The 24,008-nt window shown below is 70.9% G+C and carries 25 protein-coding genes; 10 read left to right on the top strand and 15 right to left on the bottom strand.

The features are described 5' to 3' along the window. Positions 1-3: 3 nt before the first annotated feature. The 6 genes from FB391_RS09090 to FB391_RS09065 form a co-directional block, all read right to left on the bottom strand. The gene (locus FB391_RS09090) at positions 4-1,176 is read right to left on the bottom strand and encodes a MarP family serine protease (RefSeq protein ID WP_141894109.1); all 1,173 of its coding nucleotides are present in this window, start codon (positions 1,174-1,176) and stop codon (positions 4-6) included. A 73-nt stretch (positions 1,177-1,249) separates the two neighbouring features. Further along, positions 1,250-2,116, bottom strand: coding sequence for an ABC transporter ATP-binding protein (locus FB391_RS09085; protein ID WP_141894108.1), 867 nt, complete (start codon positions 2,114-2,116; stop codon positions 1,250-1,252). After that, positions 2,113-3,003, bottom strand: a complete 891-nt coding sequence (locus tag FB391_RS09080) for an ABC transporter ATP-binding protein (RefSeq protein ID WP_141894107.1) — start codon at positions 3,001-3,003, stop codon at positions 2,113-2,115. The genes FB391_RS09085 and FB391_RS09080 overlap by 4 nt, the downstream gene beginning before the upstream one ends. Continuing rightward, a complete protein-coding gene (locus FB391_RS09075; RefSeq protein ID WP_141894106.1) occupies positions 3,000-4,082 on the bottom strand; it encodes an ABC transporter permease in 1,083 nt (360 codons plus the stop codon). The genes FB391_RS09080 and FB391_RS09075 overlap by 4 nt, the downstream gene beginning before the upstream one ends. A gap of 10 nt (positions 4,083-4,092) precedes the next feature. Next, the gene (locus FB391_RS09070; RefSeq protein ID WP_141894105.1) at positions 4,093-5,088 is read right to left on the bottom strand and encodes an ABC transporter permease; all 996 of its coding nucleotides are present in this window, start codon (positions 5,086-5,088) and stop codon (positions 4,093-4,095) included. A gap of 43 nt (positions 5,089-5,131) precedes the next feature. After that, positions 5,132-6,811 (bottom strand): ABC transporter substrate-binding protein, encoded by a 1,680-nt coding sequence (locus FB391_RS09065; RefSeq protein ID WP_141894104.1) that lies wholly within the window; start codon positions 6,809-6,811, stop codon positions 5,132-5,134. 237 nt (positions 6,812-7,048) lie between these two features. Between FB391_RS09065 and FB391_RS09060 the strand changes: the two genes are divergently transcribed. The 6 genes from FB391_RS09060 to FB391_RS09035 are packed head-to-tail and all read left to right on the top strand — an operon-like array spanning position 7,049 to position 13,796. Continuing rightward, positions 7,049-7,789 (top strand): NUDIX hydrolase, encoded by a 741-nt coding sequence (locus tag FB391_RS09060; RefSeq protein WP_425462943.1) that lies wholly within the window; start codon positions 7,049-7,051, stop codon positions 7,787-7,789. A gap of 23 nt (positions 7,790-7,812) precedes the next feature. Beyond that, positions 7,813-9,165 carry a quinolinate synthase NadA gene (gene nadA, locus FB391_RS09055; RefSeq protein WP_141894103.1) on the top strand — a complete coding sequence of 451 codons (1,353 nt, stop codon included), beginning with the start codon at positions 7,813-7,815 and terminating at the stop codon, positions 9,163-9,165. Next, complete coding sequence (gene nadB, locus FB391_RS09050; protein WP_141894102.1) at positions 9,162-10,766, top strand: L-aspartate oxidase; 1,605 nt, start codon at positions 9,162-9,164, stop codon at positions 10,764-10,766. Before nadA ends, nadB begins: the two co-directional genes overlap by 4 nt. Then, on the top strand, positions 10,760-11,617 hold the full coding sequence (gene nadC / locus FB391_RS09045) for a carboxylating nicotinate-nucleotide diphosphorylase (RefSeq protein ID WP_141894101.1): 858 nt from the start codon (positions 10,760-10,762) through the stop codon (positions 11,615-11,617). Before nadB ends, nadC begins: the two co-directional genes overlap by 7 nt. A gap of 31 nt (positions 11,618-11,648) precedes the next feature. Further along, positions 11,649-12,794, top strand: coding sequence for a cysteine desulfurase family protein (locus tag FB391_RS09040; RefSeq protein WP_141894705.1), 1,146 nt, complete (start codon positions 11,649-11,651; stop codon positions 12,792-12,794). A gap of 45 nt (positions 12,795-12,839) precedes the next feature. Then, positions 12,840-13,796, top strand: coding sequence for a glycosyltransferase family 2 protein (locus FB391_RS09035; protein WP_141894100.1), 957 nt, complete (start codon positions 12,840-12,842; stop codon positions 13,794-13,796). Between the two features lie 28 nt (positions 13,797-13,824). On the opposite strand, the gene FB391_RS09030 is transcribed toward FB391_RS09035, so the two are convergent. After that, on the bottom strand, positions 13,825-15,729 hold the full coding sequence (locus tag FB391_RS09030; protein ID WP_141894704.1) for an ABC transporter ATP-binding protein: 1,905 nt from the start codon (positions 15,727-15,729) through the stop codon (positions 13,825-13,827). A 61-nt stretch (positions 15,730-15,790) separates the two neighbouring features. Here FB391_RS09030 and FB391_RS09025 point away from each other — a divergent pair, with 61 nt between their 5' ends. The 3 genes from FB391_RS09025 to FB391_RS09015 all read left to right on the top strand — a co-directional run bounded on the left by FB391_RS09025 (position 15,791) and on the right by FB391_RS09015 (position 18,364). Next, positions 15,791-16,000 (top strand): hypothetical protein, encoded by a 210-nt coding sequence (locus FB391_RS09025; protein WP_141894099.1) that lies wholly within the window; start codon positions 15,791-15,793, stop codon positions 15,998-16,000. A gap of 133 nt (positions 16,001-16,133) precedes the next feature. Continuing rightward, on the top strand, positions 16,134-17,657 hold the full coding sequence (locus FB391_RS09020; protein WP_141894098.1) for an MDR family MFS transporter: 1,524 nt from the start codon (positions 16,134-16,136) through the stop codon (positions 17,655-17,657). Between the two features lie 101 nt (positions 17,658-17,758). Next, positions 17,759-18,364 carry a carboxymuconolactone decarboxylase family protein gene (locus FB391_RS09015; protein WP_141894097.1) on the top strand — a complete coding sequence of 202 codons (606 nt, stop codon included), beginning with the start codon at positions 17,759-17,761 and terminating at the stop codon, positions 18,362-18,364. Positions 18,365-18,431: 67 nt separating this feature from the next. Here FB391_RS09015 and FB391_RS20085 read toward each other — a convergent pair whose 3' ends face one another. The 8 genes from FB391_RS20085 to FB391_RS08980 form a co-directional block, all read right to left on the bottom strand. After that, positions 18,432-18,554: a hypothetical protein gene (locus FB391_RS20085; RefSeq protein WP_018172270.1), complete on the bottom strand. Its 123-nt coding sequence runs from the start codon at positions 18,552-18,554 to the stop codon at positions 18,432-18,434. Positions 18,555-18,592: 38 nt separating this feature from the next. After that, positions 18,593-19,420, bottom strand: a complete 828-nt coding sequence (locus tag FB391_RS09010; protein WP_141894096.1) for a DNA-formamidopyrimidine glycosylase family protein — start codon at positions 19,418-19,420, stop codon at positions 18,593-18,595. 33 nt (positions 19,421-19,453) lie between these two features. Further along, entirely contained in the window at positions 19,454-19,744 is a 291-nt protein-coding gene (locus FB391_RS09005; protein ID WP_141894095.1) for a hypothetical protein, read from the bottom strand. 69 nt (positions 19,745-19,813) lie between these two features. Beyond that, positions 19,814-20,293 carry a GNAT family N-acetyltransferase gene (locus FB391_RS09000; protein ID WP_141894094.1) on the bottom strand — a complete coding sequence of 160 codons (480 nt, stop codon included), beginning with the start codon at positions 20,291-20,293 and terminating at the stop codon, positions 19,814-19,816. Positions 20,294-20,302: 9 nt separating this feature from the next. Next, positions 20,303-21,292 (bottom strand): hypothetical protein, encoded by a 990-nt coding sequence (locus FB391_RS08995; protein WP_141894093.1) that lies wholly within the window; start codon positions 21,290-21,292, stop codon positions 20,303-20,305. Between the two features lie 49 nt (positions 21,293-21,341). After that, complete coding sequence (locus tag FB391_RS08990) at positions 21,342-21,548, bottom strand: hypothetical protein (protein ID WP_141894092.1); 207 nt, start codon at positions 21,546-21,548, stop codon at positions 21,342-21,344. Further along, a complete protein-coding gene (locus FB391_RS08985) occupies positions 21,548-22,060 on the bottom strand; it encodes a hypothetical protein (RefSeq protein ID WP_141894091.1) in 513 nt (170 codons plus the stop codon). Before FB391_RS08985 ends, FB391_RS08990 begins: the two co-directional genes overlap by 1 nt. A gap of 68 nt (positions 22,061-22,128) precedes the next feature. Next, positions 22,129-22,521, bottom strand: a complete 393-nt coding sequence (locus FB391_RS08980; protein ID WP_141894090.1) for an MmcQ/YjbR family DNA-binding protein — start codon at positions 22,519-22,521, stop codon at positions 22,129-22,131. Between the two features lie 107 nt (positions 22,522-22,628). Here FB391_RS08980 and FB391_RS08975 point away from each other — a divergent pair, with 107 nt between their 5' ends. After that, a complete protein-coding gene (locus tag FB391_RS08975) occupies positions 22,629-24,002 on the top strand; it encodes a pyridine nucleotide-disulfide oxidoreductase (RefSeq protein WP_141894089.1) in 1,374 nt (457 codons plus the stop codon). Positions 24,003-24,008 lie beyond the last annotated feature (6 nt).

Here is a 24,008-nt window from a genome sequence, read left to right as displayed (position 1 = left end):
ACGTCAGTCCGTGCAGCGCCCGGACGACACGCGGTCGGTGAGCTGGGGCGCCTGCGCGGCCACCGGGGTGAGCTCGGCCATCGTCATCGCGTAGCCGAGCTGGGGGTCGTCCTCTGCGCGCGCGAACACGACCCCGGCGACGGACCCGTCGGCCGTCAGCAGCGGGCCGCCCGAGTTGCCCGGCCGCACCTCGGCGTCGAGCGCATAGATCTCGCGAGGGCTCCAGGACGACTCGTACACGTCGGGCACGGTCGCGGTGCCGACCGAGCGCACGCCGGCCGAAACCATCGTGAACGGGCCGCCGTAGGGATAGCCCTGGACGACCGCGGCGGCGCCCGCCTGCAGCGTCGTCGAGAACGGCAGCGGGCGGGCCTCCAGGTCGTCCACGGCGATCACCGCGAGGTCGTCGGTCGGATCGAAGTACACGACGCGACCCTCACGCGCGGGGACGCCCGGCAGTTCGACGATCGGCGTGTCGACCCCCGCGACCACGTGGGCGTTCGTGACGACGCGGTCGTCGGCGATCACGAAGCCGGTGCCGCTGGAACCGCGTCCGCACGCGTAGGCGTTGCCCGAGACGCGGGCGACCGATGCCGCCGCCGTCTGCAGCGCGGGATCGTCCAGCGCGACGGGCGGCGCGGGATCGACCGTGCCGGGTCCGAGGAGCGTGCCCAGGCCCGGGAGCCCGTCGTCGAGCACGGCGCCGCGCAGCTCGGCCAGGGCGGCGGCGACGGGGTCGGGCGTGGCCGCCTCGATGCCGCGCAGCACGTTGGACGACGCGACGGCCGACGACACCACCGGGATGCCGGCGACCGCGATCGCCGGTGCGACCAGCGCGAGCGCGAGGCCGGCCGCGACCACCGAGGCGACGCCGCCCAGCGCGCGCTCCACGCCGCCGAGCTTGAGCCGGTCCGCGCCGGACCGCAGCACGGCGCCCAGGGCGGCGCCTGCGGCAGCGCCGAGCGCGACGAGGCCGATGGCCGTCACCAGCAGCGCGGGGCCGCGCCAGATCGGCGATGGCACCCACGTGCCCACCAGCGGCGTCAGCCAGAACGCCGCCACCGCCCCCGCGGCGAGCCCCGCGAGCGCGCCGATGCTCGCGAAGAACCCGCGATGCATGCCGCCGGCCAAGGCTCCGACCAGGATCAGGACGACCAGCACGTCGACGACGATCATGCCCATCCCTTCGCGTGCCGAACCGTCCCGACAGGCTACGCAGAGAGCCTGGGAGACGACCGCGACCCGCCGGTCAGGGCTGCTGCGCCGCGAGCTCCCTGCGGACCTGGTCTCGCAGCATCCCCTGATTCTCGGGGTCGGGTGCCGCGCCCAGCAGCGTGCGCGTGTACTCGTGCTGCGGGTCGAGGATGACGTGATCGGCGGGGCCGCGCTCCACGATGTCGCCGTGGTACATGACGAGGATCTCGTCGGAGAAGTGACGCGCCGTCGCCAGGTCGTGCGTGATGTACAGCACACCCAGATGGTCCTCGCGCTGCAGCTGCGCGAGCAGATTCAGCACCCCGAGCCGGATCGACACGTCGAGCATCGACACCGGCTCGTCGGCGATGATGAACTGTGCGCCCGGCGCGAGCGCGCGGGCGATCGCGACGCGCTGCCGCTGCCCGCCCGAGAGCTCGTGAGGACGCCGTTCGGCCATCCGGTCGCTCGGGACCAGCCGCACCCGGTCGAGTAGCTCGAGCACGCGGCGGCGCAGCTCGGTCCGGCTGATCCCGGGGTTGTGGATCTTGAGCGGGCGCTCCAGGTGATGGGCGATCGAGTGGAACGGGTTCAGCGACGCGAACGGATCCTGGAACACCATCTGCACATCGCCGCGGTAGGCCGCGACCGAGCGTCCTCCGCCCGTCGCCTTGCCGTCGAGCAGGATCTGTCCGCTCGTCGGGGTCTCCAAGCGTGCGAGCATCCTCGCGATCGTGGACTTGCCCGATCCGGACTCGCCGACGAGCGCGATCGTGCGCCCCGCCTCGAGGGTGAACGACACATCCTTCACCGCGTGCAGGGTCGAGACCTTCAGGCCGTTGCGCAGCCGGAAGTCCTTCACGAGATTGCGGGCCTCCAGCGTGCGCGACGCGGGAGCGGTGGCGGTGGGTTCGGCGGTCATGCCGCGCCTCCTTCGAGGGTGCCCCGCGCGCCCAGCGTGGACGCGACGGACTGCGTGCCGGTCCGCACGAAGTCGCCCCGCTCGCCGCGCAGGCTCGGGAAGCTCGACAGCAGCTTCTTGGTGTACTCGTGCTGCGGACGGCGGTAGACGTCGGTGGCGGTGCCGAGCTCGACGATCTCGCCCTGCAGCATCACCGCGATGCGGTCGCTGATCTCGATCAGCATCGGCAGGTCGTGCGTGATGAAGATCACGGCGAACCCGAGCTTCTCGCGCAGGCGCATGATCTCGCGGATGATTCCGCGCTGCACGACGACGTCCAGCGCCGTCGTCGGCTCGTCCATGATCATGACCTGCGGGTCCAGGGCGAGCGCCATCGCGATCATGACGCGCTGACGCATGCCGCCCGACAGTTCGTGGGGGAAGCTCGACAGCCGCTGCGGGTCGACACCGACGAGCTCCAGGAGCTCCTCGCTGCGCTGCTGCTTCTGCCGCTTCGACATCTCCGGCCGGTGCGTCGTGAACACGTCGAACAGCTGCGCCCGGATGTTGATCACCGGGTTCAGCGAGTTCATGGCGCCCTGGAAGACCATCGACACCTTGTCCCAGCGGAAGCGGCGCAGCTCTTCGTCGGCGAGCGCCACGACGTCGATGTCCTCGCCCGAGCGGTCGTGGAACACCACCTCGCCCGCGGTCATGAGGGCCGGCGGCTTGAGCAGCCGGTTCATGCCGTAGGCCAGCGTCGTCTTGCCGCATCCCGACTCCCCCGCGAGACCCAGGATCTCGCCGCGGTTCAGCGTGAGCGACACGTTGCGCACCGCCTTCACCGGCGGATCGACCTCGTACTCGATCGACACATTGGTCGCCGTCAGAACGGCCTCGCCCGTCATGCCTCTGCTCCGTTCGGGGTGTGGGCGGCCTCGACGCCGCGGCCCGCGCGCCTGGCCTGGCGCACCCGGCGGGCGTTCTGCGGTGCCAGTCGCAGCTTCGGGTTGATGATCTCGTCGATCGAGAAGTTGATGAGCGACAGTCCGGCGCCCAGGAGCGCGATCATGATGCCCGGAGGGACGAACCACCACCACGCCCCGGTTCCCAGCGCCTGCCCGCTCTGCGCGTCGTTGAGCATCGTGCCCCACGTGATCGAGCCGGTCGGCCCGAGTCCCAGGTACGACAGGCCCGCCTCGCCGAGGATGGCGAAGATGATGGCGAAGAGGAACTGCGCGGTCAGCAGCGGCAGCAGGTTGGGGAGGATCTCGACGGCGATGATGCGGCCGGTCTTCTCCCCTGCGACGCGACTCGCGGCCACGTAGTCGCGCGAGCGCAGGGAGCGTGACTGCGCCCGCAGCACGACCGCGGAGCCCGCCCACCCGGTGATGCCGAGGACGAGGGCGATGAAGAGCCAGCTGCGCACGGGCATGTAGCTGGAGATCACCATGACGAGGGGCAGGCCGGGGATCACCAGCATGATGTTCGTGAACAGCGACAGGATCTCGTCCCACCAGCCGCCCTTGTATCCGGCGACGATGCCGAAGATCAGCGACAGCACGAGGGCGATGAGGCCGGCGATGAACCCGACCATGAGTGATCCCTGCGCACCTGTGGCCAACTGGGCGAAGACGTCGTAGCCGAGCTTGGTCGTGCCGAGGATGTGCTCCGGGCTGGGTGGCTGCAGAGCGGGGTTGTCGGAGTCGCGGGGGTCCTGCGCGAAGATCGGCGCGATGATCGCGAAGAGCACGATGCCGACGACGATCACCAGGCCGACCGCGAGCTTGAGCGACATGCGCGGCATCAGCTGACGGATGCCGCGGCGCGCGGCCCGTGCTTCGTCGCGGGCCGTGACGATGTCGACGGTCGCGGGCGGCGTCATGATGGCGCCCGGCGCGATGATCGCGGGATCGATGGTGCGGTCCGACAGCGTCTGCGGCTCTTCAACACCAGGCTCGTCGACGGCGGTGCGCGGGTCGGTCACTTCGGTTTCCTCAGACATTGTGGCGCGCCCTCGGGTCGATGAATCCGTAGACGAGGTCCATGATGAAGTTCGCCGCGAGCACCGCGATCGTGATCACGAGGAACACACCCTGCATGAGCGCGTAGTCGCTGTTCTGCACGGACTGGATCATCAGCTTTCCGACACCCGGGTACGTGAACACCTGCTCCATGACGATGGAGCCCGCGACCACGAAGCCGAGCGAGATGCTGAAGCCGGCGATCGAGGGGATGGCGGCGTTGCGGGTGGCGTACGTGCGGAGGATGCGCATGGGCTTCAGGCCCTTCGCCTCCGCGGTGACGATGTAGTCCTCGGACACGGTCGACACCATCATGTTGCGCATGCCCAGCAGCCACCCGCCGACCGAGCTGATCACGATCGTGAGCGCCGGCAGGAAGCCGTGGTAGATCGCGTTGCCGATGAACGCCCAGCTCCACTCCGGCCCGTCGGGGTACTCGAACACGTCGTAGCCGCCGATGATCGGGAACCACCCCAGCGCGACCGAGAAGATCGCGACGAGGACGAGAGCGAGCCAGAAGTAGGGAATGGACTGGAGCACCGTCGTGAACGGCACCAAGTGGTCGACCCACGTGCCGCGACGCCACCCGACCCACGCGCCGATGCCGATGCCGAGGACGAAGGAGATGACGGTGGCGAGCCCGACGAGGATCACCGTCCACGGCAGCGCGGCCGAGATGAGGTCCACCACCGGGGTCGGGTACTTCGTGATGGAGATGCCGAGATCGCCCTGGAGCAGCCGGCTCCAGTAGTTGAGGTACTGCTCCCACAGCGACTGATCGGTCCCTCCGAGGAGGGCCTTGATGTTGCGGATCTGGGATTCGCTGATCTCCCCGCCGGCACGCTGCATCTTGGCGATCATGATGTCGGCGGGGTCGCCGGGCAGAAGCCTCGGCAGGAGGAAGTTGAGGGAGATCGTCGCCCACAGTGTCACCACATAGAACGCGATCCGCCGCGCATAGAACTTCATTGCGGCCTGCTCCTCCGTGCCGCGGCTTCTGCCCGGTTCTGCATTACTTCACCGGCTCCAGGTGCTGGAGGATGTAGCCGGCCGCCACCGAGCCCCACGCGGGCGGGAAGGCGTACAGGTCATCCTCGGTCGGCCAGCCCGTGAAGTCCTTCGAGTTGTAGAACGTCTGGGTGGCGTTGATGACGAGCGGGATGTAGGGCAGGTCGCGCACGATCTCGGTCTGCACCTTGGCGTACGCCTCCTTCTTGACCGCCTCGTCGTTCGTGGCGGCTGCGGCGGCCACGGCCTCGTTGACGATCGGGTTGTCGTAGCGGCTGAAGTTCCAGCGGCCCGTCGGGACCTCCTGGCCGACCTGCGAGGTCGACTCGCCGGTGAACCAGTCCTTGTAGATCTGGAACGGGTCGGCGACCGAGGTGCCGATGACGCCACCCATGATCAGCTGGTACTGACCGGTCTGACGGGCGTCCGAGAACTCCTGCCACTGCACGGTCGACGCGGTGACCTTGATGCCGGCCTCAGCGGCCTCCTCCGAGATCAGCTTGGCGGCGTCGTTGTAGTCGGTCCAGCCGTCCACCGAGATGAGGCTCAGCTCGATCGGGGTGCCGTCCTTGCCGTAGAAGCCGTCGCCGCCCTTGGTGTAGCCGGCCGCCTCGAGGATCTCTCCTGCGGCAGCGGCGTCGGGCGACTGCGGGCTGGTCTCGTTCGCCGGGTCTGCCAGCCACTTCGCGTCGCGCGGCATCAGCGTGAAGGCGGGCGAGATGTCGCCGGTGAGGCCGACGAAGGCCTTCTCCTTGATCGTGCCGCGGTCGATGGCGACGTTGAGCGCCTGGCGGACGGCGACGTCGGTCTGCGGACCGGTGCAGCCGAGCTCGGCGTTCGAGCACGTGTACAGGACCGTGGGGTCCTGCGGCGTGTTGATCATGCTGATGACGCCCTTGTCGGTGACCGAGTCGGGGTTCGGCACGAACATGCCGGTCCAGTCGAGCTTGCCGGCCGTCAGCAGGTCCTGCGCCGACTGGTTCGCGTCGATGCCGATGTACTGCACCTTCTTGATGGCGGGCACGCCCTCTTCGCGGAAGTTCTCGTTCGCGACGACCGTGTACGAGGCGTCCGTCACCTTGTCGACGACGTACGGACCGGTGCCGACCGGGTCTTCGTCGGTGAACGTCGAGTAGTCGTCGACGTCCTTCCAGATGTGCTCGGGCAGCATCCACGTGGTGCCCAGGATCTGGAACTCGTTCGTGTACTGCGGGGTCGAGTACGTCAGGACGAGCGTGGTGTCGTCAGGAGCCTCGGCCGAGACCAGGCCGTCCCGGTGGTTGGGCTCGTAGTTGAACGTGAAGGCGGCGTCGGCGGCAGAGAAGTCCTCGCCGTCGCTCCACTTCACGCCGTCCTTGAGCTTGACGGTGATGACGGTGCCGTCCTCGTTGTACTCGAAGCTCTCGCCGAGCATGGGCGATGGGGCGTCGTCGGCGGTCTTGTTGTAGAAGAAGAGCGGCTCGTAGATCGGGCCGAGGGCGGCGTGGAGGACGGTCGGCGAGAACGGGTTGAAGTTCGCCTCGATCGGGGTCTGGCTTCCGGCCCAGACCCGCAGCGTGCGTCCTTCGGAGGAGGAGTCGTTGCCCCCGCCTCCACCGGCACAACCCGACAGGCCGAGACCGAGGATCGCTGCCCCGGCGACGGCGAGAAGCGCGGCGCGGCGCTTCGCGTTTCGAATCATCATTGGTTCTTTCTCTCGTGCGGCATTGCAGGGAGGAGTGCAGGGCACCCGTACGTCCATTAGTTCTGTTCCCTAACAAACGTTTGAACGTAAACCTAACAAACATTCCCCTGCGACGCATCCCGGATTCGTCACGTCTTGGCAACGGTTCGACCTCGGTGTCGTGATCCGCGTTTTGTGTCGCTGCCGGTTTGGCTTCAGGTCACTCTGACACTATGATCGGGTACAGTTAGAGTCATCATGACCAGAACAACCGCCGACACCACGCCCACCACCGTCGCATCGTCCTCCGCCGACGCGACGCGCGTCGCCGTGTCGACCGTGATCTTCGCGCTGCGCCGGCTCGAGGGCGGCGACGCGGCACGGGTCGCGCTCCCCCTCGTCCGGCGCACGCGCGACCCGCACGAGGGCCAGTGGGCGCTGCCGGGCGGCTGGCTCGACATCGCCGAGAGCCTGGATGCCGCGGCATCCCGCACCCTCGCCGAGACGACGGGGCTGGCACCGAGCTATCTCGAGCAGCTGTACGCCTTCGGAGCGGTGGACCGCTCCCCCACGCGCGTCGTCTCCATCGTCTACTGGGCGCTCATCCGCGCCGACGAGATCTCGGAGGATGCCGTCGAGCCCCTGTTCGCGACCGAGAACGTGCAGTGGTTCGACGCAGCCGCACTCCCTCGCCTCGCCTTCGACCACAACGAGATCGTCGACTACGCGCTGTGGCGCCTGCGCAACAAGGTGGGCTACAGCCGCATCGCGCACGGCCTGCTCGCCGACGAGTTCACCCTCGCCGATCTGCGCGAGGTGTACGAGGCCATCCTCGGACGCCGGCTCGACCCCGCCAACTTCCGTCGCCAGGTCGAGAACTCCGGCACCCTCATCCCGACCGACCGCTTCCGCACGGGCAGTCATCGCCCCGCGCGGCTGTACCGCTACAACCAGGACGTCGAGCTCGCCGACCGCGGCCCGCTCGACGTCGCCCACTGACCCATCCCGAACGGAGCGCCGACATGCCCGCCGTCAACATCACCCTCCAGCCCCGGCCCGAGCTCGATCCCTCTGTGGACCACGAGATCCAGGCGATCGTGTCGGGCGCGCTGCAGGGCGAGACCTGCAACACCGATCTCGCCGCCGGACCGTGGGACTTCGACGTCCGGCCCGGCTACGGTCCCGGCTCGTCGATGGGCGACGTCATCCCCACGGGTTCGCCGCGCCAGGGCGAGCTGCCCCGCGAGTACCGCGAGGCGTCCGAGGCGGAGCTCGCCGAGCGCGTCCGCGCGGCCAAGGCGGCCCTCGGCGACCGCGTGGTGGTGCTCGGCCACTTCTATCAGCGCGAAGAGGTCGTCGTGCACGCCGACTACGTGGGCGACTCCTTCCAGCTCGCGAACGCGGCGCTCGAGCATCCCGACGCCGAGGCGATCGTCTTCTGCGGCGTCCACTTCATGGCCGAGACCGCCGATCTGCTGTCGCGCCCTGAGCAGGCCGTCATCCTGCCGAACCTCGCCGCCGGCTGCTCGATGGCCGACATGGCCGACATCGACCAGGTCGAAGACGCGTGGGAGCAGCTCGCCGAGATCTACGGCGACATGGACGCGGTGGATGCCGACGGCCTGGTGCCGGTCGTGCCGGTGACCTACATGAACTCCAGCGCCGCCATCAAGGGCTTCGTCGGCCGTCACGGCGGCATCGTGTGCACGTCCTCCAACGCGCGGACGGTGCTGGAGTGGGCCTTCGAGCGCGGTCGTCGCGTGCTGTTCTTCCCCGATCAGCACCTCGGCCGCAACACCGCCAAGGCGATGGGCGTGCCCCTCGAGCAGATGCCGATGTGGAACCCGCGCAAGCCGTACGGCGGCTCGGACGCCCAGACGCTGGCCGATGCCCGCGTGATCCTCTGGCACGGCTTCTGCTCGGTGCACCGCCGCTTCTCGGTCGACCAGATCGCCGCCGCCCGCGCCGAGCACCCGGGCGTGCGCGTCATCGTGCACCCGGAGTGCCCGATGGAGGTCGTCGACGCGGCCGACGAGTCCGGCTCCACCGACTACATCCGCAAGGCGATCGAGGCCGCGACCGAACCCACCACGTTCGCCATCGGCACCGAGGTGAACCTCGTGCAGCGTCTGGCCGCCGAGCACCCGCAGCACACGATCTTCTGCCTGGACCCGGTGGTCTGCCCGTGCTCGACGATGTACCGCATCCACCCGGGCTACCTCGCCTGGGTGCTGGAGGGCCTCGTCGACGGCGAGGTGCGCAACCGCATCACGGTCCCGCAGGACGTCGCGGAGCCGGCGCGCCTGGCGCTGGAGCGGATGCTGGCGGCCAAGCCGCCGGCAGCCCCCGCGGCCGATTGGGAGAACGCCTCATGACCGCATCCGGCGCCCCGCACGCGATCGTCGTCGGCTCGGGCATCGCCGGGCTGCTGACGGCGCTGCACGCGGTGCAGCACGGCTGCCGGGTGACCCTCGTCACCAAGGACGTGCTCGAGCACGCCAACACCCGCTTCGCACAGGGCGGCATCGCGGGAGTCATGTTCGACGACGACCGAGCGGAGGACCACGTGCGCGACACGCTGGTCGCCGGCGCCGGGATCGGCGATGAGGCCGCCGTGCGCGTGCTCGTCGACGAGGGGCCGGACCGGATCCGCGAGCTCATCGCCCTCGGCGTCGCGTTCGACCGGGACGCGAGCGGCGGATTCGTGAAGGGGCTCGAGGCCGCGCACTCGTACCCGCGCATCCTCCACGCCGGCGGCGACGCCACCGGCACCGTCATCGAGAAGGCGCTGGTGTCGCGGCTGCGCGCGAGCGCGGTCGAGGTGGTGGAGCACGCCTTCCTCGTCGACCTCGTCGTCGCGGCGGGCCGGGTGCGCGGCGTCGAGCTGCTGGTCGGCGACGCCCCCGGGGTCCCCGGCCGCCACGAGACGATCGTCGCCGATGCGGTGGTGCTGGCCACGGGCGGCGCCGGCGAGCTGTACGCGCACACCACGAACCCGCCCGTCGCGACCGGCGACGGGATCGCCGCGGCGCTGCGCGCCGGCGCCGACGTGCGCGACCTCGAGTTCTTCCAGTTCCATCCCACGGTGCTGACAGGCAGAGCCGACGCCGCCGGCACCGCGGCCGGCGCCCCGTTCCTGGTCTCCGAGGCCGTGCGCGGCGAGGGCGCGACGCTGATCGACGAGCACGGGCGGCGGTTCACCTTCGACGCGCACCCCGACGGCGAACTCGCCCCGCGCGACGTCGTGGCCCGGGCGATCGCGCACCAGATGGAGCTGCAGGACGAACGCCCCGTGCTCCTCGACGCGACCGGACTGCGCCCGACCGAGGCCGAGCGCCGCGCGTTCCTCGCCCACCGCTTCCCGACGATCGACGCCGCGGTGCGCGAGCGGGGCCTCGACTGGGCCCGGGAGCCCATCCCCGTCACCACGGCCGCGCACTTCCTCATGGGCGGCGTCACGACGGACCTTTTCGGCCGGTCGTCGCTGCCGGGCCTCTACGCCGTCGGCGAGGTCGCCCGCACCGGCGTGCACGGCGCCAACCGGCTCGCCTCGAACTCGCTGCTCGAAGGGGCGGTGTTCGGCGCCCGCGCGGGCGACGCGGTCGCGGCAGACGCCGCCTCCGGCGCCTGGCCCGCGGCGAGCGCTCCCGCCCCGGCGGACATCCCCGCCCCCGCGCCGGCGGCGGACGCCCCGGCGTTCTCCCGCCACGCACTGCAGGAGCTGATGTGGGAGGACGCGGGACTCGTGCGCGACGAAGCGGGCCTCGGCCACGCGGCATCCCTCATCGCGTCGTGGCGCGCGCAGCCGCGCACCCCGCGCACCGAGCGCGACTTCGAGGACGAGAATCTGCTGCTCGTGGCGGAGCGGGCGGTCGCGGCCGCCCGCGCTCGCCGGGGCTCGGTGGGCGCCCACTACCGTTCCGACGATGCTGGCGCGGTGGCCGCCGCGCCCGAGAAGGAGGCCGTCGCATGCTGACGCGAGCCGTGATCGACCGCGCCGTCGGCGCCGCGCTGGAGGAGGACGCACCCTGGGGCGACCTCACGAGCGAGGCACTCATCCCCGAGAATGCGGTCGCCCGCGCCGATCTGGTCGCACGCGAGCGCGGCGTCTTCTCGGGCGGCGAGGTCTTCGAGGCCGCCTTCCGGCTCACTGATCCGCGCATCGGCGTCGAGCTGGTGGTCGAGGACGGCGAGTGGTTCGAGCTGGGCGCCGTGCTCGCGGTCGTGACGGGCCCCGCGCGCGGCGTGCTCACGGCCGAGCGCATCGGCCTCAACTTCGTGCAGCGCATGTCGGGCATCGCGACGCTCACCGGCGCCTACGTCGCCGAGGTCGCCCACACCGGGGCGCGGATCGCCGACACCCGCAAGACCACGCCCGGGCTGCGCGCGTTCGAGCGCAAGGCCGTGCGCGACGGCGGCGGGCGCAACCACCGCCATTCGCTCTCGGATGCCGTGATGGCCAAGGACAATCACCTCGCGGTGCTCGCGCAGAAGGGGGTCTCGCCCACCGACGCGCTGCTCGCGGCGAAGGACTTCCTGCCCCACACCACCCACATCGAGGTCGAGGTGGACCGGCTCGACCAGATCGAGCCCGTGCTCGCCGCCGGCATCGGCACGATCATGCTCGACAACTTCTCGCTCGACGACCTGCGCACGGGCGTCGCCCAGGTCGCGGGCCGGGCGACCGTCGAGGCATCGGGCGGTGTCTCGCTGGAGACCGTCCGCGCGATCGCCGAGACCGGGGTCGACGTCATCTCGGTCGGCGCGCTCACGCACTCGGCGCGCGCTCTCGACGTCGGCCTCGACGTCCGGATCGACGCGGCCTGACCGCATCCCCCTCCCGGAGAACCCGATGAGCATGCTCTACCTCGACAACGCGGCGACCACCCCGGTGCGGCCCGAGGTGCTCGAGGCGATGATGCCGTACCTTACGCGGTGGTACGGCAACCCGTCGAGCCATCACACGGTCGGCGAGGCCGCGGCCGAAGCGCTCGCCGACGCGCGTGGCCGCGTCGCGCGCGTGCTCGGACTGCGCGCCGGCGACATCGTGTTCACGAGCGGCGGCACCGAGGCCAACAACCTCGCGATCAAGGGGATCGCCATCGCCGCGGCCCTCCGGCGCGAGGATCGGCGCGCGCACGTCGTGACGACGCCCATCGAGCACGAGTCGGTGCTCGAATCGGTCGCGTACCTCGAGCGGGTCCACGGCTTCGAGGCGAGCCGTGTGCCGGTCGACGAGCACGGCCGCCTGTCGGTGGATGCCGTCGCCGCCGCGCTGCGCGACGACACCGCGCTGGTCGCCGTCGGGTACGCGAACAACGAGATCGGGACGATCCAGGATGCCGCGGCCCTCGCGGCGGCCGTGCACGCGCGCGGCGTGCCGCTGCACCTCGACGCCGTCCAGGCGGCGGGCTGGCTGCCGCTGTCGGCCGCCGTGCTCGGCTACGACGCGATCTCGCTCGCCGGCCACAAGCTCGGAGCGCCCAAGGGCACCGGAGTCCTCGGCGTGCGGGGACGCATCCCGCTGGAGCCGCTGCTGCACGGCGGCGGCCAGGAGCGCGGACGCCGCAGCGGGACCGAGGACGTCGCCGGCGCCGTCGGGGTCGCCACCGCACTGGAGCTCGCCGAGCGGGAACGCGAAGAGGCATCCGACCGCGTCAGCGGCATCCGGGACCGCTTCATCGCCCGGGTCCTGGAGCGCGTGCCGTCCGCGCGGCTCACGGGCGACCCCGAGCACCGGCTCCCCGGCACGGCGAGCTTCACGTTCGCCGGAACGAGCGGCGAGGCCGTCCTGCTCGAGCTGGAGCGACGCGGTGTGGTGTCGTCGAGCGGGTCGGCCTGCGCGGCCGGCAGCGACGAGCCCTCGCACGTCCTCGTGGCGATGGGCATCGCCCCCGAGGTCGCGCAGACGGCCGTGCGCTTCACCTTCCCGCGCTGGCTGAACGCGCCCCTCGATGCGGTCGCCGACGCGGTCGAAGCCTCGGTCGCCGCGGTCGCGGGATGACGTCGGCGGGCCGGCGCACCCACGCGGCACCCTAGGATCGGGGACGTGCAGAGCCCTGTCGTGACCGTCATCGTCCCCGGCTACGACGTCGGCCCGTACGCCGCCGAGGCGCTCGAATCGCTCCGCGCACAGACCTTCACCGACTGGGTGGCCGTCCTCGTCGACGACGCGTCGAACGACGACACCGGCGCGCTCTTCGACGCCGCGGCAGCGGACGACGACCGCTTCCAGGTCGTGCACCACCGCGAGCGCGGCGGACTGAGCGCGGCCCGGAACACCGGGCTCGACCTCGTGCGCACGCCGCTCGTCGGCTTCCTCGACGCCGACGACCGCTACACCCCGCGCGCCCTCGAACGTCTCGTCGGCACGATCAGCGGCAGCGGCAGCGACGTCGTGCTCGGCGCGTACGTGCGCCTGCGTCCGGAGGCCGACGGCCGTTACGTCGCGGGATCGGTGCAGCCGTGGGTGGCCGCGGCGACCGATCCCGCGCGCACCGGCACGACCCTCGACGTCCACCCCGAGGCGTCGGGCAACATCGTCGCGTGGTCGAAGGTGAGCCGCACCGAGCTCTGGCGGCGCACCGGGGTGCGCTTCCCGGTCGGCAAGGCCTACGAGGACCAGATCGTCGCGCAGCAGCTCTACACCCGCGCGCGGGCGTTCGACGTCATCCCCGACGTGGTGGTGGAGTGGCGCGAGCGGGCGGACGGATCGTCGATCACGCAGCACAAGGGCGAGTTGCCGGTGATGCGCGATTATCTCGAGGCGCTCACGGGCGGGATCGCCGTGCTGGATGCCGCCGGCCAGACCCGCGCGGCGGCCGCTCGCGTACGCCTCATCCTCGGGATGGATCTGCCGCCGCTGGTCGACCTCGCGCGCGACCACGCCGATCCTGCCTATCGACGCGAGCTCGGCGCCTTCGTCCGCAGGCTGTGGGCGCGCGCCGACGGCGTGGAACTCGCCGAACCGGCCGCCACGGCGATCACCGCCGCACGGCTCTGGTAGGTCCGCCGCACGGCGCGGCGGTGAGCCGTCAGTCCTCGCGCTCCAGGGCCTGTTCGGCCTCGAGGATGCGCGACGACGCGAGCTGCTGCGCGGCGAGCTCGGAATAGAGACCCCCGGCGGCGATCAGCTCGGCATGGGTGCCCGACTCCACGATGCGTCCGCCCTCGACGACGTGGATCACGTCGGCGGCGATCACCGTCGACAGGCGGTGCGCGATCGTGAGCGTCGTGCGGCCGCGGGACGCGGCATCCAGCGCCTCCTGCACGACCCGCTCCGACACGGTGTCCAGTGCCGAGGTCGCCTCGTCCAGCAGCAGCACCGGCGGGTCCTTCAGCAGGACGCGCGCGATCGCGATGCGCTGCTTCTCACCGCCCGAGAGACGGTAGCCCCGCTCGCCGACGACCGTGTCGTAGCCGTTCTCGAACCCCGAGATCACGTGGTGGATGTTCGCGGCGCGGCAGGCGGCCTCCAGCTCGGCGTCTGTCGCGTCGGGCTTTGCGTAGCGGAGGTTCTCACGGATCGTCGCGTGGAACAGGTACGTCTCCTGCGACACGATCCCCACGCTGTCGATGATGGACTCCTGCCCCAGATGCCGCACCTCCTCGCCCGCGAACAGCACGGATCCGTCTGACGCCTCGTACAGGCGCGGCGTCAGGTAGAGGACGGTCGTCTTGCCGGCACCCGACGGACCGACGAACGCGACGTGCTGGCCGGGCTCGGCGACGAACGACACGCCCCGCAGCGTCGGATGCGCATCGGGCGCGGCATCCGGATAGCGGAAGACGACGTCGCGGAACTCGATCCGTCCCAGCGGACCGGGCGCCGCGGCCACGTCGAGGGCGTCGGGGGCGTCCTGGATCGAGGGGACGAGGTCGAGGTACTCGAAGATGCGGGCGAACAGTGCCGACGACGTCTGCAGGTCGAGCGAGACGCGCATGAGGCCCATGAGCGGCATGAGCAGACGCGCCTGCACGGTCGTGAAGGCGACGATGGTGCCCGCCGTGATCGCGTCGGCGCCGTCCGAGATGAAGTACCCCGACACGAGGTAGATCACCGCGGGCACGCTGGCCATCAGCACCTGGACGACCGCGAAGAAGCCCTGACCGCTCATGGCGCGCCGCACCTGCAGCCGCACCTGGTTGGTGTTCTCGTCCGAGTACCGCGCCGACTCGGTGCGCTGCCGGTTGAACGACTTCGACAGGAGGATGCCCGAGACGCTCAGGGTCTCCTGCGTGATGGACGTCAGCTCCGACAGCGACTCCTGCGTCTCACCGGCGATGCGTGCGCGCACCTGGCCGACGCGCCGCTGGACGATCACGAGGAACGGCATCAGCACGACGGCGATCAGCGTGAGGCGCCAGTCGATGATGATCATCGCGACGAGCGAGGCCACGACCGTCACCGCGTTGCCGAGGATGCTCGTCACGGTGTTGGTCAGCACGCCCGACACCCCGCCGACGTCGTTCTGCAGCCGCGACTGGATCACGCCCGTCTTGGTGCGTGTGAAGAAGGCGAGCTCCATCGACTGGAGGTGGTCGAACAGCTTCGTGCGGAGGTCCCCGGTGACCCGGTTGCCGACGGTGGAGGTGAGCCAGGTCTGCAGCACGCCCACGCCGGCGCCCAGCAGGAACAGCGCGATCATCGCGAGCACGAGCCGCCACAGCAGAGCGAGGTCGGGCGCCGAGCCGTCCACGGGGAACAGCGCGTCGTCGAACACGCGCTGCACCAGCAGCGGCGGGATGACCGCGATGCCGGCGCCGACGACGACGAGCACACCGGTGAAGACGATCGACCACAGGTACGGGCGAAACAGGCCCACCACGCGGGCGCCGAGATTCGGGATGCGCGGGGCCGAGGCGTTCGCGCGCCGCTGCGCCTCGGTGTCGACGGGCCGGAACCCGGGATGCCCTCCCCCGCCACCACCACCGCGCATGCTCACCCCGTCAAGCCTAGTGAGCGTGTCGACATGGGCGGCGCGACGCTAGGCTCGCGGTATGACCTCGACTCCCGACGCCCCCGAACACGACGGCAGCGACCTCGCGGAGCTCCGCGCAGAGATCGACGAGCTCAAGGCGATCCCGCACGAAGAGATCGTGAACCCGCTGCCGCATTTCGTGGAACAGCGCGAGCCCACGCCCGAGCCGACCGACTCGATCGGCTCGGAGGACTGGAACGCTCGCGACGAGGGCCCCGCAGACAGCTGACCCGCGGCAGCGGCCCGCCGGCTCCGCATTTTCCCCTCGACGGGAATGCGATGTCGGACCCCGCGGTTACCTTGGAAGCTTGCCATCCTCGGATGGCACACTGCTGTCCATCCGAGCCGCGAGGAGACCACCTATGGCCGCCGTCGAAACGACCCCCGGAACCGGCAGCATCCCCGCTGCCTCGATGCCCGGCGCCGCCCCGGCGCTGCGCCCCGAAGAGAGCCGCGTCGTGTGGCTGCTGCTCGCAGCGGCCTTCGTCGCCATCCTCAACGAGACCACGATGGGTGTGGCGATCCCGCACCTCATCACCGACCTCGGCATCACCGCGCTCGCCGCGCAGTGGCTGACCACCGCCTTCATGCTGACGATGGCCGTCGTCATCCCGATCACCGGATTCCTGCTGCGCCGGTTCACGACCCGCACGATGTTCGTCGCGGCCATGGGCCTGTTCTCGGTGGGGACATTGATCGCGTTCCTGTCGCCGGGATTCACGATGCTGCTCGTGGCCCGCGTCGTCCAGGCCTCCGGCACCGCGATCATGATGCCGCTGCTCATGACGACGCTCATGACGGTGGTGCCCCCCGCGATCCGCGGACGCATGATGGGCCGCGTCAGCATCGTGATGTCGCTCGCACCCGCGATCGGCCCGACGCTGGCCGGCGCCCTGCTGAACAACTTCGAGTGGCGCTGGATCTTCGGTGTGGTGCTGCCGATCGCGGTCGTCGCCCTCGTCGTCGGCGCGCGGTGGATCCACAACCTGGGCGAGACCACGCACGCGCCCATCGACGTGCTGTCGGTGATCCTGTCGGCCCTCGGGTTCGGCGGTCTCGTGTTCGGCCTCAGCCAGCTCGGCGCGGGCGGGCACGGCGGCGGGGCGGATGCCGCGGCAGCGAACGCCGCGTCGACCACTACCCTGGTCGTGGCCCTCACCGTCGGCGTGATCGCGCTCGGGCTGTTCGGCTGGCGCCAGGTGGTGCTGCAGCGCAAGGACGACGCTCTGCTGGACCTCCGCGTGTTCCGCAGCGCGAACTTCTCGCTGTCGATCGCGCAGATGGCCATCATGTCGATGGCGTTCTTCGGCGCGATCACCGTGGTGCCGCTGTACGTGCAGGACGTCCTCGGCGTCGATCCGCTCACGACCGGTCTCATCGTCCTTCCCGGTGCGCTCGCGATGGGTCTGGCCGGTCCTTTCATCGGCCGCATCTACGACCGCTGGGGCACGCGCATCCTCCTCGTACCGGGCGCCGTGATCACCAGCGCGATGCTGTGGTACTACACCACGTTCACAGAGGCGACGCCGGTGTGGGTGCTGGCGATCGCGCAGACGGTGCTGTCGATCGGGCTCGCGCTGTCGTTCACGCCGCTGTTCACCGCGTCGCTCGGCTCACTGCAGCCGAAGTTCTACTCGTACGGGTCGGCCGTCGTCGGCACGGCGCAGCAGGTCGCCGGCGCCGCGGGCATCGCGCTGATGTTCGGCGTCATGGCCGCCGCGACGTCCAGCGCGACCGAGGCGGGTGCCGACGCGGTGACCGCCGGCGCCGCGGGCACGCATGCGGCATTCCTGACGGCGGCGATCCTCTCGCTGCCGCTGCTGGTCGGCGCGTTCCTCATCCGCAAGCCGGCAGACCAGCCCGAGGGCATGCCCGCCGGGCACTGATCCGTTCCGCTGCGTATCTCACCGATGCCCCGCTCCCTCGACAGGGGGCGGGGCATCGGTGATTCTGGATGCACCCAAGACGCACCTGCTGGGAGGCATCCATGATCGTCACCACCCCTGAGATCGACACCGCCACCGGTCACGTCGCCGACATGTACGCCGGCGACCTGCGTGAGGACGGGATCGTCTTCGCGCACACGCGCGCCATGGCGGTGAACCCCGAGGCCCATCAGGCGTTCGAGGCGCTCATCCGCGCGATCGTGCCCTCGATCGGCCTGCGCAACTACGAGCTCGCGACGCTCGGTGCCGCGCGCGCGATCGGCTCGCAGCACTGTCTGCTCGCGCACGGGCGCAAGAGCCTGCGCGCCGGCCTGCTGGATGAGGACCAGCTCGCCGCGCTGGTCCGTGACGAGCCCGGCAGCGGACTGGACGAGGCAGATCGCGCGGTGCTCGAGTTCGCAGAGAAGGTGTCGACGGCTGCCGCCGGCATGACCGATGACGACACGCTGCGCCTGCGCGAGGTCGGATTCACCGACCGGCAGATCGTGGACCTGACCCTCGCGGCGGCAGCGCGCAACTTCTTCAGCCGCGCCCTCCAGGCGCTCGCGGTGCCGGTCGACGAGGTCCCCGGCCTCAGCCCGGCCTTGTCGTCGGCGCTCCGTGACGCCCGGCCCGACGAGGTCGCGCGTGACGCCAGTGGCGGATGAGGGCCGCCACCCGATCAGCACGAGGCCGAATCCGGCGGTGATCAGCGACTCAGCGCAGGATGACCCGTCAGCCGATGCTGCAGCTGCCGCCGCCGCAGCAGGAGTCGCCGGCGTCGACGACCGTGAGGAGGTTCTTGTCGTCGGGCACGGGGGCGAGGGTGATGGTCGCCGGCTGCTGCGGGGTGCTCATGGGTCCAATGCTACCCGCGGGGCGGGCCGTCGGGTCGATCAGAGCGGCTCGCCGCCCGTCTGGCAGGTCGGGCAGTACTGTGCGGTGGTGCTGGCGAACGCGAAGTCGCGGATCGTGTCTCCGCAGACCGGACACGCCTCGCCCGCACGCCCGTGCACGCGCATCGACGCCACCTTCTGAGCCTTGAGGCGATCGATCGGGATGCCGCTCTGGGCGTCGATCGCACCCCGCACCGTCGACACCGTGGCATCGAACAGCCGGCCGGCGGCCGCCTCGTCCAGCGCGGCGGCGTGGACGACGGGCGACACCCGCGCGAGGTGGAGGATCTCGTCGGAGTACGCGTTGCCGATGCCCGCGAGCGACTCCTGCTCCTGCAGGATCGCTTTCACCTGCTTGCGGCGCCCGCCGAGCGCGGCGTCGAAGGCCGCACGGGTGAAGGCCGGGTCGGCCGGGTCCGGCCCCAGCTTCGCGATCGCGGGGACCTCCGTGGGGTCGCCGACGACCGACAGCCCGAGCGACACCCAGTTGCCGGCATCCGTCGCCTGAAGGGTGACGCCGTCCGACAGCTCGAACACAGCGAGGGCCGGCGGCTCTTCCGCCTCGGGTTCGGCGGCGTCGGCATCGAGCCACCGCATCCATCCGTGGCGTCCGAGCGACACGACGAGGCTGACGTCGCCGAGCTCGAGCTCGACGTGCTTGCCGTGGCGCGCGGCTCCGGTGATCTTCCGTCCGACGAGCGACGACGGAGGCGCTGCCCGTGTCTTCACCGTGCGGAACTCCAGCACATCGACGCCGCGGATCTCGCGCCCTGACCCGGCGTGCGCGAGGAAGCGCGCGAGGGCCTCGACCTCCGGTGACTCAGGCATGCGCCCATCCTGCCACCGGGCACAGACACGCGCTCAGGCGTGCGCGGGCGGGCGGTGCGGGATGGGAGACGGCTTGAACGGCCCCAGGCTGCCCGACTGCTCGATCAGCCGCAATGCCGCCCGGAAGAGGGCCTCGATGCTGGTGAACCGGACGCAGCCGATGCCGACCGAGACCCACACCGCCTCGTAGCCCCCGGTGTCGAGCTGTTCCACATAGGCGATGACACTCGCCGCGTCGGAGCCTGCCACGCTGCGGTCGCACAGCCGCCACGAGCGCTCCGCGAGCGGGGTGAGCTCGAGTTGGTGGATGTCGTTCGATCGCATGTGCTGACCATGCCCCGTCCAGTCTGACCGGCGCAGGGGCTTGACTTCGAGCCCCTGCGCATGCTCGTCTCAGCGTTCGGCGATCGAGGCGTCGGCCCAAAGCAGGCGATCATTCGGCTGGAAGCCGTGCCGCGCGTACATGCGGACGGAACCGGCGGAGGTGTGGACGGTAACGTGCTCGGCGCCGCGGGCGCGGGCGGTGGCGAGCACGGCCTCGACGAGCCGGCCCCCGATTCCGCCGTTGCGGCGCTCCGGCAGCACATAGCAGGACTGCAGGTCACCCGACCACCGGTCGAGGCTGTGCGTGCTCGCCACGCGAGGCGTGAGCGCGAGCCACGCCATGCCGACGATCGCGCCGTCCGGGCCGACAGCGACGTGCGGAACGTGGGTCTCGCGGTGGGCGCGCGCCCAAGCCGCGGCACCGGTGACGAACGCGGACTCGTCGATGTCGGCGGTGCCGCCGAGCTCCGTCGTCCAGAGCCAGCGCAGCCGCACCACACGCTCCAGCTCGTCGTCCCGCGCGGTCCTGATCTCGATGTCGTCCGTCATACAGCCCCTTCAGCCCTCCAGCTGCTCGATCGACTGGGCGATCATCGCAAGCTCGCGACGGCTGCGCTGCGCGTTCGCGGGGAGCAGCTCGCTCAGCATGGAGCGGTAGACGACTTCTGCGATCTCGCGGTCGTAGGCGTACGACGCCCCGATCGCGGCGACGGCCGCATCGTCGCTGTCGGCGAGGCGGACGATCTCGATGAGGCGCACGGGGTCGGCCGACACCGCCAGCTGCGCCTCGACGCGCAGGCGCTGGTTCTCGAGCGACCGTCGTCGCTCCGCCGGCGACGGCCGGGCCGCGGATCGCGCTGCTCTCAGACGGGTGAGGTCGGACGCCGAGATCTCGACGACGAACGGCAGCGGGGTCGTCAGGCCCAACGCGACCAGGTGCGCATGGAGTTCGTGGCGCCCGGGTTCGAGGGCATGCCAGTCGGTGCTGGTGTGAGTGACCGGCACCCGGAGGTACTCCCCCGGGTCGAGCGGCACGCCACGCTGCTGCTGGGACGACATCCACCCGAACACCCGCGGCGCCTCGCCGGTCGGGATCAACGACCCGATGACGAGCATTCCGTCGTCGCCGGGCGTCCAGCGTGCGGCACCCGTGTTCACGACATCGACGACGAACTCGTCTGGAGGCGTATGCCGCGAGACGACGGCGGGCCAGCGCAGCTCCAGGCCCGCGCGGCTCTGCGCACGGCTGGGCCGCAGCGGCGCCAGCTCAGGTGCTGTGTGCAGCGCTCGTCGATCGCCCTCGGCGGTCAGCTGCACGACATGCCAGCGAGCGGCGGCGGGGTCAGCGGGCGCCCCCAGGACCGTGTGGCGGACGGAAGGTTCGGCAAGGATGCGCCAGCCGTGCGCCGGTGCGCCGGGGACCGGCATCCCGTCGCTCGTCCCGCCCAGCCGATTCAGCACCGCCTCCAGCGCCTCGCCCGATGCCGCGACGGCGGCCGGGTCGACATCGATTCCGAGCAGTCGCGGCCAGTCGTCGTGTGGGGTCACGGCTCGATGCTCGCACAAACCGCCGTCACGGGTGCCGCCGTCACGGGGGTCAGGGGCGGTGGCGCACGCGCTCGTTGCCGTGCTTGTACTGCCCGGTCACGCGTGCCATCACCTGCTGCGCGTCGCGGCGCTCGACGTCGTCGAGGAACCGACGAGCGGTCGCGCCGCGAAGGGTCGCCGCGGGACGCCCGTGATGACGCACTTCCACGCGTTCGCCGAAGACCTCGAAGGCGAACCCGCTCGGTGTGCCCGCCATCAGCCCGCGACTCCCGCCATCGGCTCGGTCGTCACGTCGATGAACCCGAACGGGAACGGGCTCAACACGCTCCACGACCCCGACGTCAGCTCGTGGAGGGGAATCTGCTGGAACCACGCCTGCGAGACGACGATCGCCACCACGGTCAGCACCCCGATGCCGGCCGCCGCCCGGTCGAGCGTGCGCACGGCGGTCGACTCGTGTGCGGCCTTGAGCACGCGTCCGATCGCGAGCAGCACGATCGCCGCGATCGCGATGTACATGAGGGGGCTCGGCTTCAATGTGAGCTGGACGCACATCGGAGCCGCGTCCGTCGGGTGCCCGGCGGCGTCGACGAAGCCGCCGCTGCCAGCGATCCCTCCCGCGCAGCCGCCGTGGCTCGCCACGGTGAAGGTCGCGTAGGCGACGCCGGCGATGAGCGCGACGCTCAGCAGGCGCCGGATGCGTGCGATCACGGCGTGACCGGCGACCAGTCCCGCTCCGGACACTGCGGGGGCGACGGCATGCGACACGCATCCTCCTCGATCGATGTAAGTGAAGGATGCCGCACCGGGCGCCGCGTCCGCCACCTCGGGGGCGGTCAATCCCCGACGGACTCGTCGTACTCGCGCCGAAGGTACTTCGGCGCCTGCACGCGCCAGGCCTCGGTGACGAGCTCGGCGAAGTGGTCGGTGTCGATACCGGCCATGCGGAACGCGATCTTCGGTTCGCCCCACGGGGACGTCGACGGCAGGAACACCCCCGGGTCCATCTCACGGAGCGCGAGCGCGTCCTCCGGATCGGAGAGCTTCACGCCGACGACCAGCTCGGACGCCAGGATGGGGCGAACCTCGTCGGGCGTGCTCGGCCACGGCTGGCACTCCCACGCGAACAGCTTGCTGCGCACGAACCACGCCGCCCCGCCCGTGGTCGCGCGCTCCTCACTGCCGGGGAGTCCCGCGGCGACAGCACGGAGATCGTCGAGGGTGGCCATGGCCTTGAGCGTACGCGGCACTCCCGACACCCGCGCCGGACGGCACGGGACCGGCGGGAGTCCGGCATCCCATTGACCGGCACTGCGCGCACTGCTCTGATGAGCGCATGGAGACGAAGGTCGATGTCGACTACGTCGTCGTCGGGGCGGGGGCCATGGGGATGGCGTTCGTCGACGCGCTCATCGGCGGCAGCGCCGACCTGTCGGTGGCGCTCATCGACCGCCGGGTCGGAGCCGGCGGGCATTGGCTCGACGCCTACGCGTTCGTCCGGCTGCATCAGGCGTCCGCGTTCTACGGCGTGGCCTCGACGCTGCTCGGCGGTGGTCGCGTGCAGGCGACAGGTCCGGAGCGCGGCCTGCACGAACGGGCCGGTATGGCCGAGGTGTGCGCCTACTACGCCCGCGTACTCGAGCGCCTCGTCGCGACGGGACGTGTCGTGTTCCACGGACGCAGCGAGTACATGGGCGATCGGCGCTTCCGGTCTCTGCTCAGCGGCGCGCAGTTTCACGCCCCCCGCGCGCGCGTCGTGGACGCGAGGTACCTGTCTCCCGACATCCCCTCGCAGACACCTCCGCCGTTCGCGATCGAAGAGGGTGCTCACGTCGTTCCCGTGAACGATCTCGCCGCCATCGACGCGCCGCCCGGGCGGTACGTCGTCGTCGGCGCGGGCAAGACGGCGATCGACACCTGCGTGTGGCTGCTGCAGGGCGGCGTGGCGCCGAACGCGATCACGTGGGTGCGCCCGAGGGACCCGTGGCTGCTCAACCGGGCGGTCGTCCAGCCGGACCCGGCGATCTTCCTGGGCATGGGCGCCGACACGATGGCCGCCGCGGCGGCCGCCCGCGACCCGGACGACGTCTTCTTCCGGATGGAGGATGCCGGGATCATGCTCCGCATCGACCCGGGGGTCACGCCGACGATGGCCAAGACGCCGACGCTGGCCCGCTGGGAGCTCGACCTGGTGCGCACGATCGACGACGTGGTCCGCCGCGGGCATCTGCGGGCGGTGTCACCGGGCCGCCTCCGGTTCGCGAGCGGTGACGTGCGCATCCCTGCCGATGCCCTCATCGTGCACTGCGCGGCGGAGGGACTGAAGTATCCCGGCCTGCGGCCGATCTGGACGCCGCAGGCGATCACCCCGCAGCCGGTGCGCGTCGGCTTCCCCTGCTTCGGCGCCGCCCTCGCCGGCTACGTGGAGGGCACGCGCGACGACGACGCCGAGAAGAACCGGATCTGCCGCCCATCCCCGTATGCCGACACGACGGCGGGCTGGGCGGCGATGCAGGTGATCGGCGGGGATGCGTCGCTGGCGATGTCGAAAGAGACCGACCTGCGATCCTGGGCGAACCGGACGACCCTCAACCCGGCGCGCATCCCTGAGGATCACGCCGACGAGCCTGCTGTCGTGGACGCGCTGGCGCGGGTGCGGGAGCACATCGGCGCAGGGCGCGCGAGACTCGCCGAGTTCGCAGCGCGCTGAGCCCGT

Origin of the sequence: Microbacterium kyungheense (assembly GCF_006783905.1) — a bacterium.
Lineage (GTDB): Bacteria > Actinomycetota > Actinomycetes > Actinomycetales > Microbacteriaceae > Microbacterium > Microbacterium kyungheense.
Note: the sequence above shows the minus strand (reverse complement) of the source record. Positions and strands in the feature narration are given on the sequence as shown.

What these genes read in the sequence shown, in the direction of transcription:
- FB391_RS09060 (WP_425462943.1), top strand. Translation starts at nt 7,049, where the DNA reads ATGACCAGAACAACCGCCGACACCACGCCCACCACCGTCGCATCGTCC.
- FB391_RS08990 (WP_141894092.1), bottom strand. Translation starts at nt 21,548, where the DNA reads ATGGCGGGCACACCGAGCGGGTTCGCCTTCGAGGTCTTCGGCGAACGC.
- FB391_RS09085 (WP_141894108.1), bottom strand. Translation starts at nt 2,116, where the DNA reads ATGACCGCCGAACCCACCGCCACCGCTCCCGCGTCGCGCACGCTGGAG.
- FB391_RS09005 (WP_141894095.1), bottom strand. Translation starts at nt 19,744, where the DNA reads ATGCGATCGAACGACATCCACCAACTCGAGCTCACCCCGCTCGCGGAG.
- FB391_RS09010 (WP_141894096.1), bottom strand. Translation starts at nt 19,420, where the DNA reads ATGCCTGAGTCACCGGAGGTCGAGGCCCTCGCGCGCTTCCTCGCGCAC.
- FB391_RS09020 (WP_141894098.1), top strand. Translation starts at nt 16,134, where the DNA reads ATGGCCGCCGTCGAAACGACCCCCGGAACCGGCAGCATCCCCGCTGCC.
- nadC (WP_141894101.1), top strand. Translation starts at nt 10,760, where the DNA reads ATGCTGACGCGAGCCGTGATCGACCGCGCCGTCGGCGCCGCGCTGGAG.
- FB391_RS09000 (WP_141894094.1), bottom strand. Translation starts at nt 20,293, where the DNA reads ATGACGGACGACATCGAGATCAGGACCGCGCGGGACGACGAGCTGGAG.
- FB391_RS09030 (WP_141894704.1), bottom strand. Translation starts at nt 15,729, where the DNA reads ATGCGCGGTGGTGGTGGCGGGGGAGGGCATCCCGGGTTCCGGCCCGTC.
- nadA (WP_141894103.1), top strand. Translation starts at nt 7,813, where the DNA reads ATGCCCGCCGTCAACATCACCCTCCAGCCCCGGCCCGAGCTCGATCCC.
- nadB (WP_141894102.1), top strand. Translation starts at nt 9,162, where the DNA reads ATGACCGCATCCGGCGCCCCGCACGCGATCGTCGTCGGCTCGGGCATC.
- FB391_RS09080 (WP_141894107.1), bottom strand. Translation starts at nt 3,003, where the DNA reads ATGACGGGCGAGGCCGTTCTGACGGCGACCAATGTGTCGATCGAGTAC.
- FB391_RS09070 (WP_141894105.1), bottom strand. Translation starts at nt 5,088, where the DNA reads ATGAAGTTCTATGCGCGGCGGATCGCGTTCTATGTGGTGACACTGTGG.
- FB391_RS09015 (WP_141894097.1), top strand. Translation starts at nt 17,759, where the DNA reads ATGATCGTCACCACCCCTGAGATCGACACCGCCACCGGTCACGTCGCC.
- FB391_RS08980 (WP_141894090.1), bottom strand. Translation starts at nt 22,521, where the DNA reads ATGGCCACCCTCGACGATCTCCGTGCTGTCGCCGCGGGACTCCCCGGC.
- FB391_RS09040 (WP_141894705.1), top strand. Translation starts at nt 11,649, where the DNA reads ATGCTCTACCTCGACAACGCGGCGACCACCCCGGTGCGGCCCGAGGTG.
- FB391_RS08975 (WP_141894089.1), top strand. Translation starts at nt 22,629, where the DNA reads ATGGAGACGAAGGTCGATGTCGACTACGTCGTCGTCGGGGCGGGGGCC.
- FB391_RS09025 (WP_141894099.1), top strand. Translation starts at nt 15,791, where the DNA reads ATGACCTCGACTCCCGACGCCCCCGAACACGACGGCAGCGACCTCGCG.
- FB391_RS20085 (WP_018172270.1), bottom strand. Translation starts at nt 18,554, where the DNA reads ATGAGCACCCCGCAGCAGCCGGCGACCATCACCCTCGCCCCCGTGCCC.
- FB391_RS09090 (WP_141894109.1), bottom strand. Translation starts at nt 1,176, where the DNA reads ATGATCGTCGTCGACGTGCTGGTCGTCCTGATCCTGGTCGGAGCCTTG.
- FB391_RS09065 (WP_141894104.1), bottom strand. Translation starts at nt 6,811, where the DNA reads ATGATGATTCGAAACGCGAAGCGCCGCGCCGCGCTTCTCGCCGTCGCC.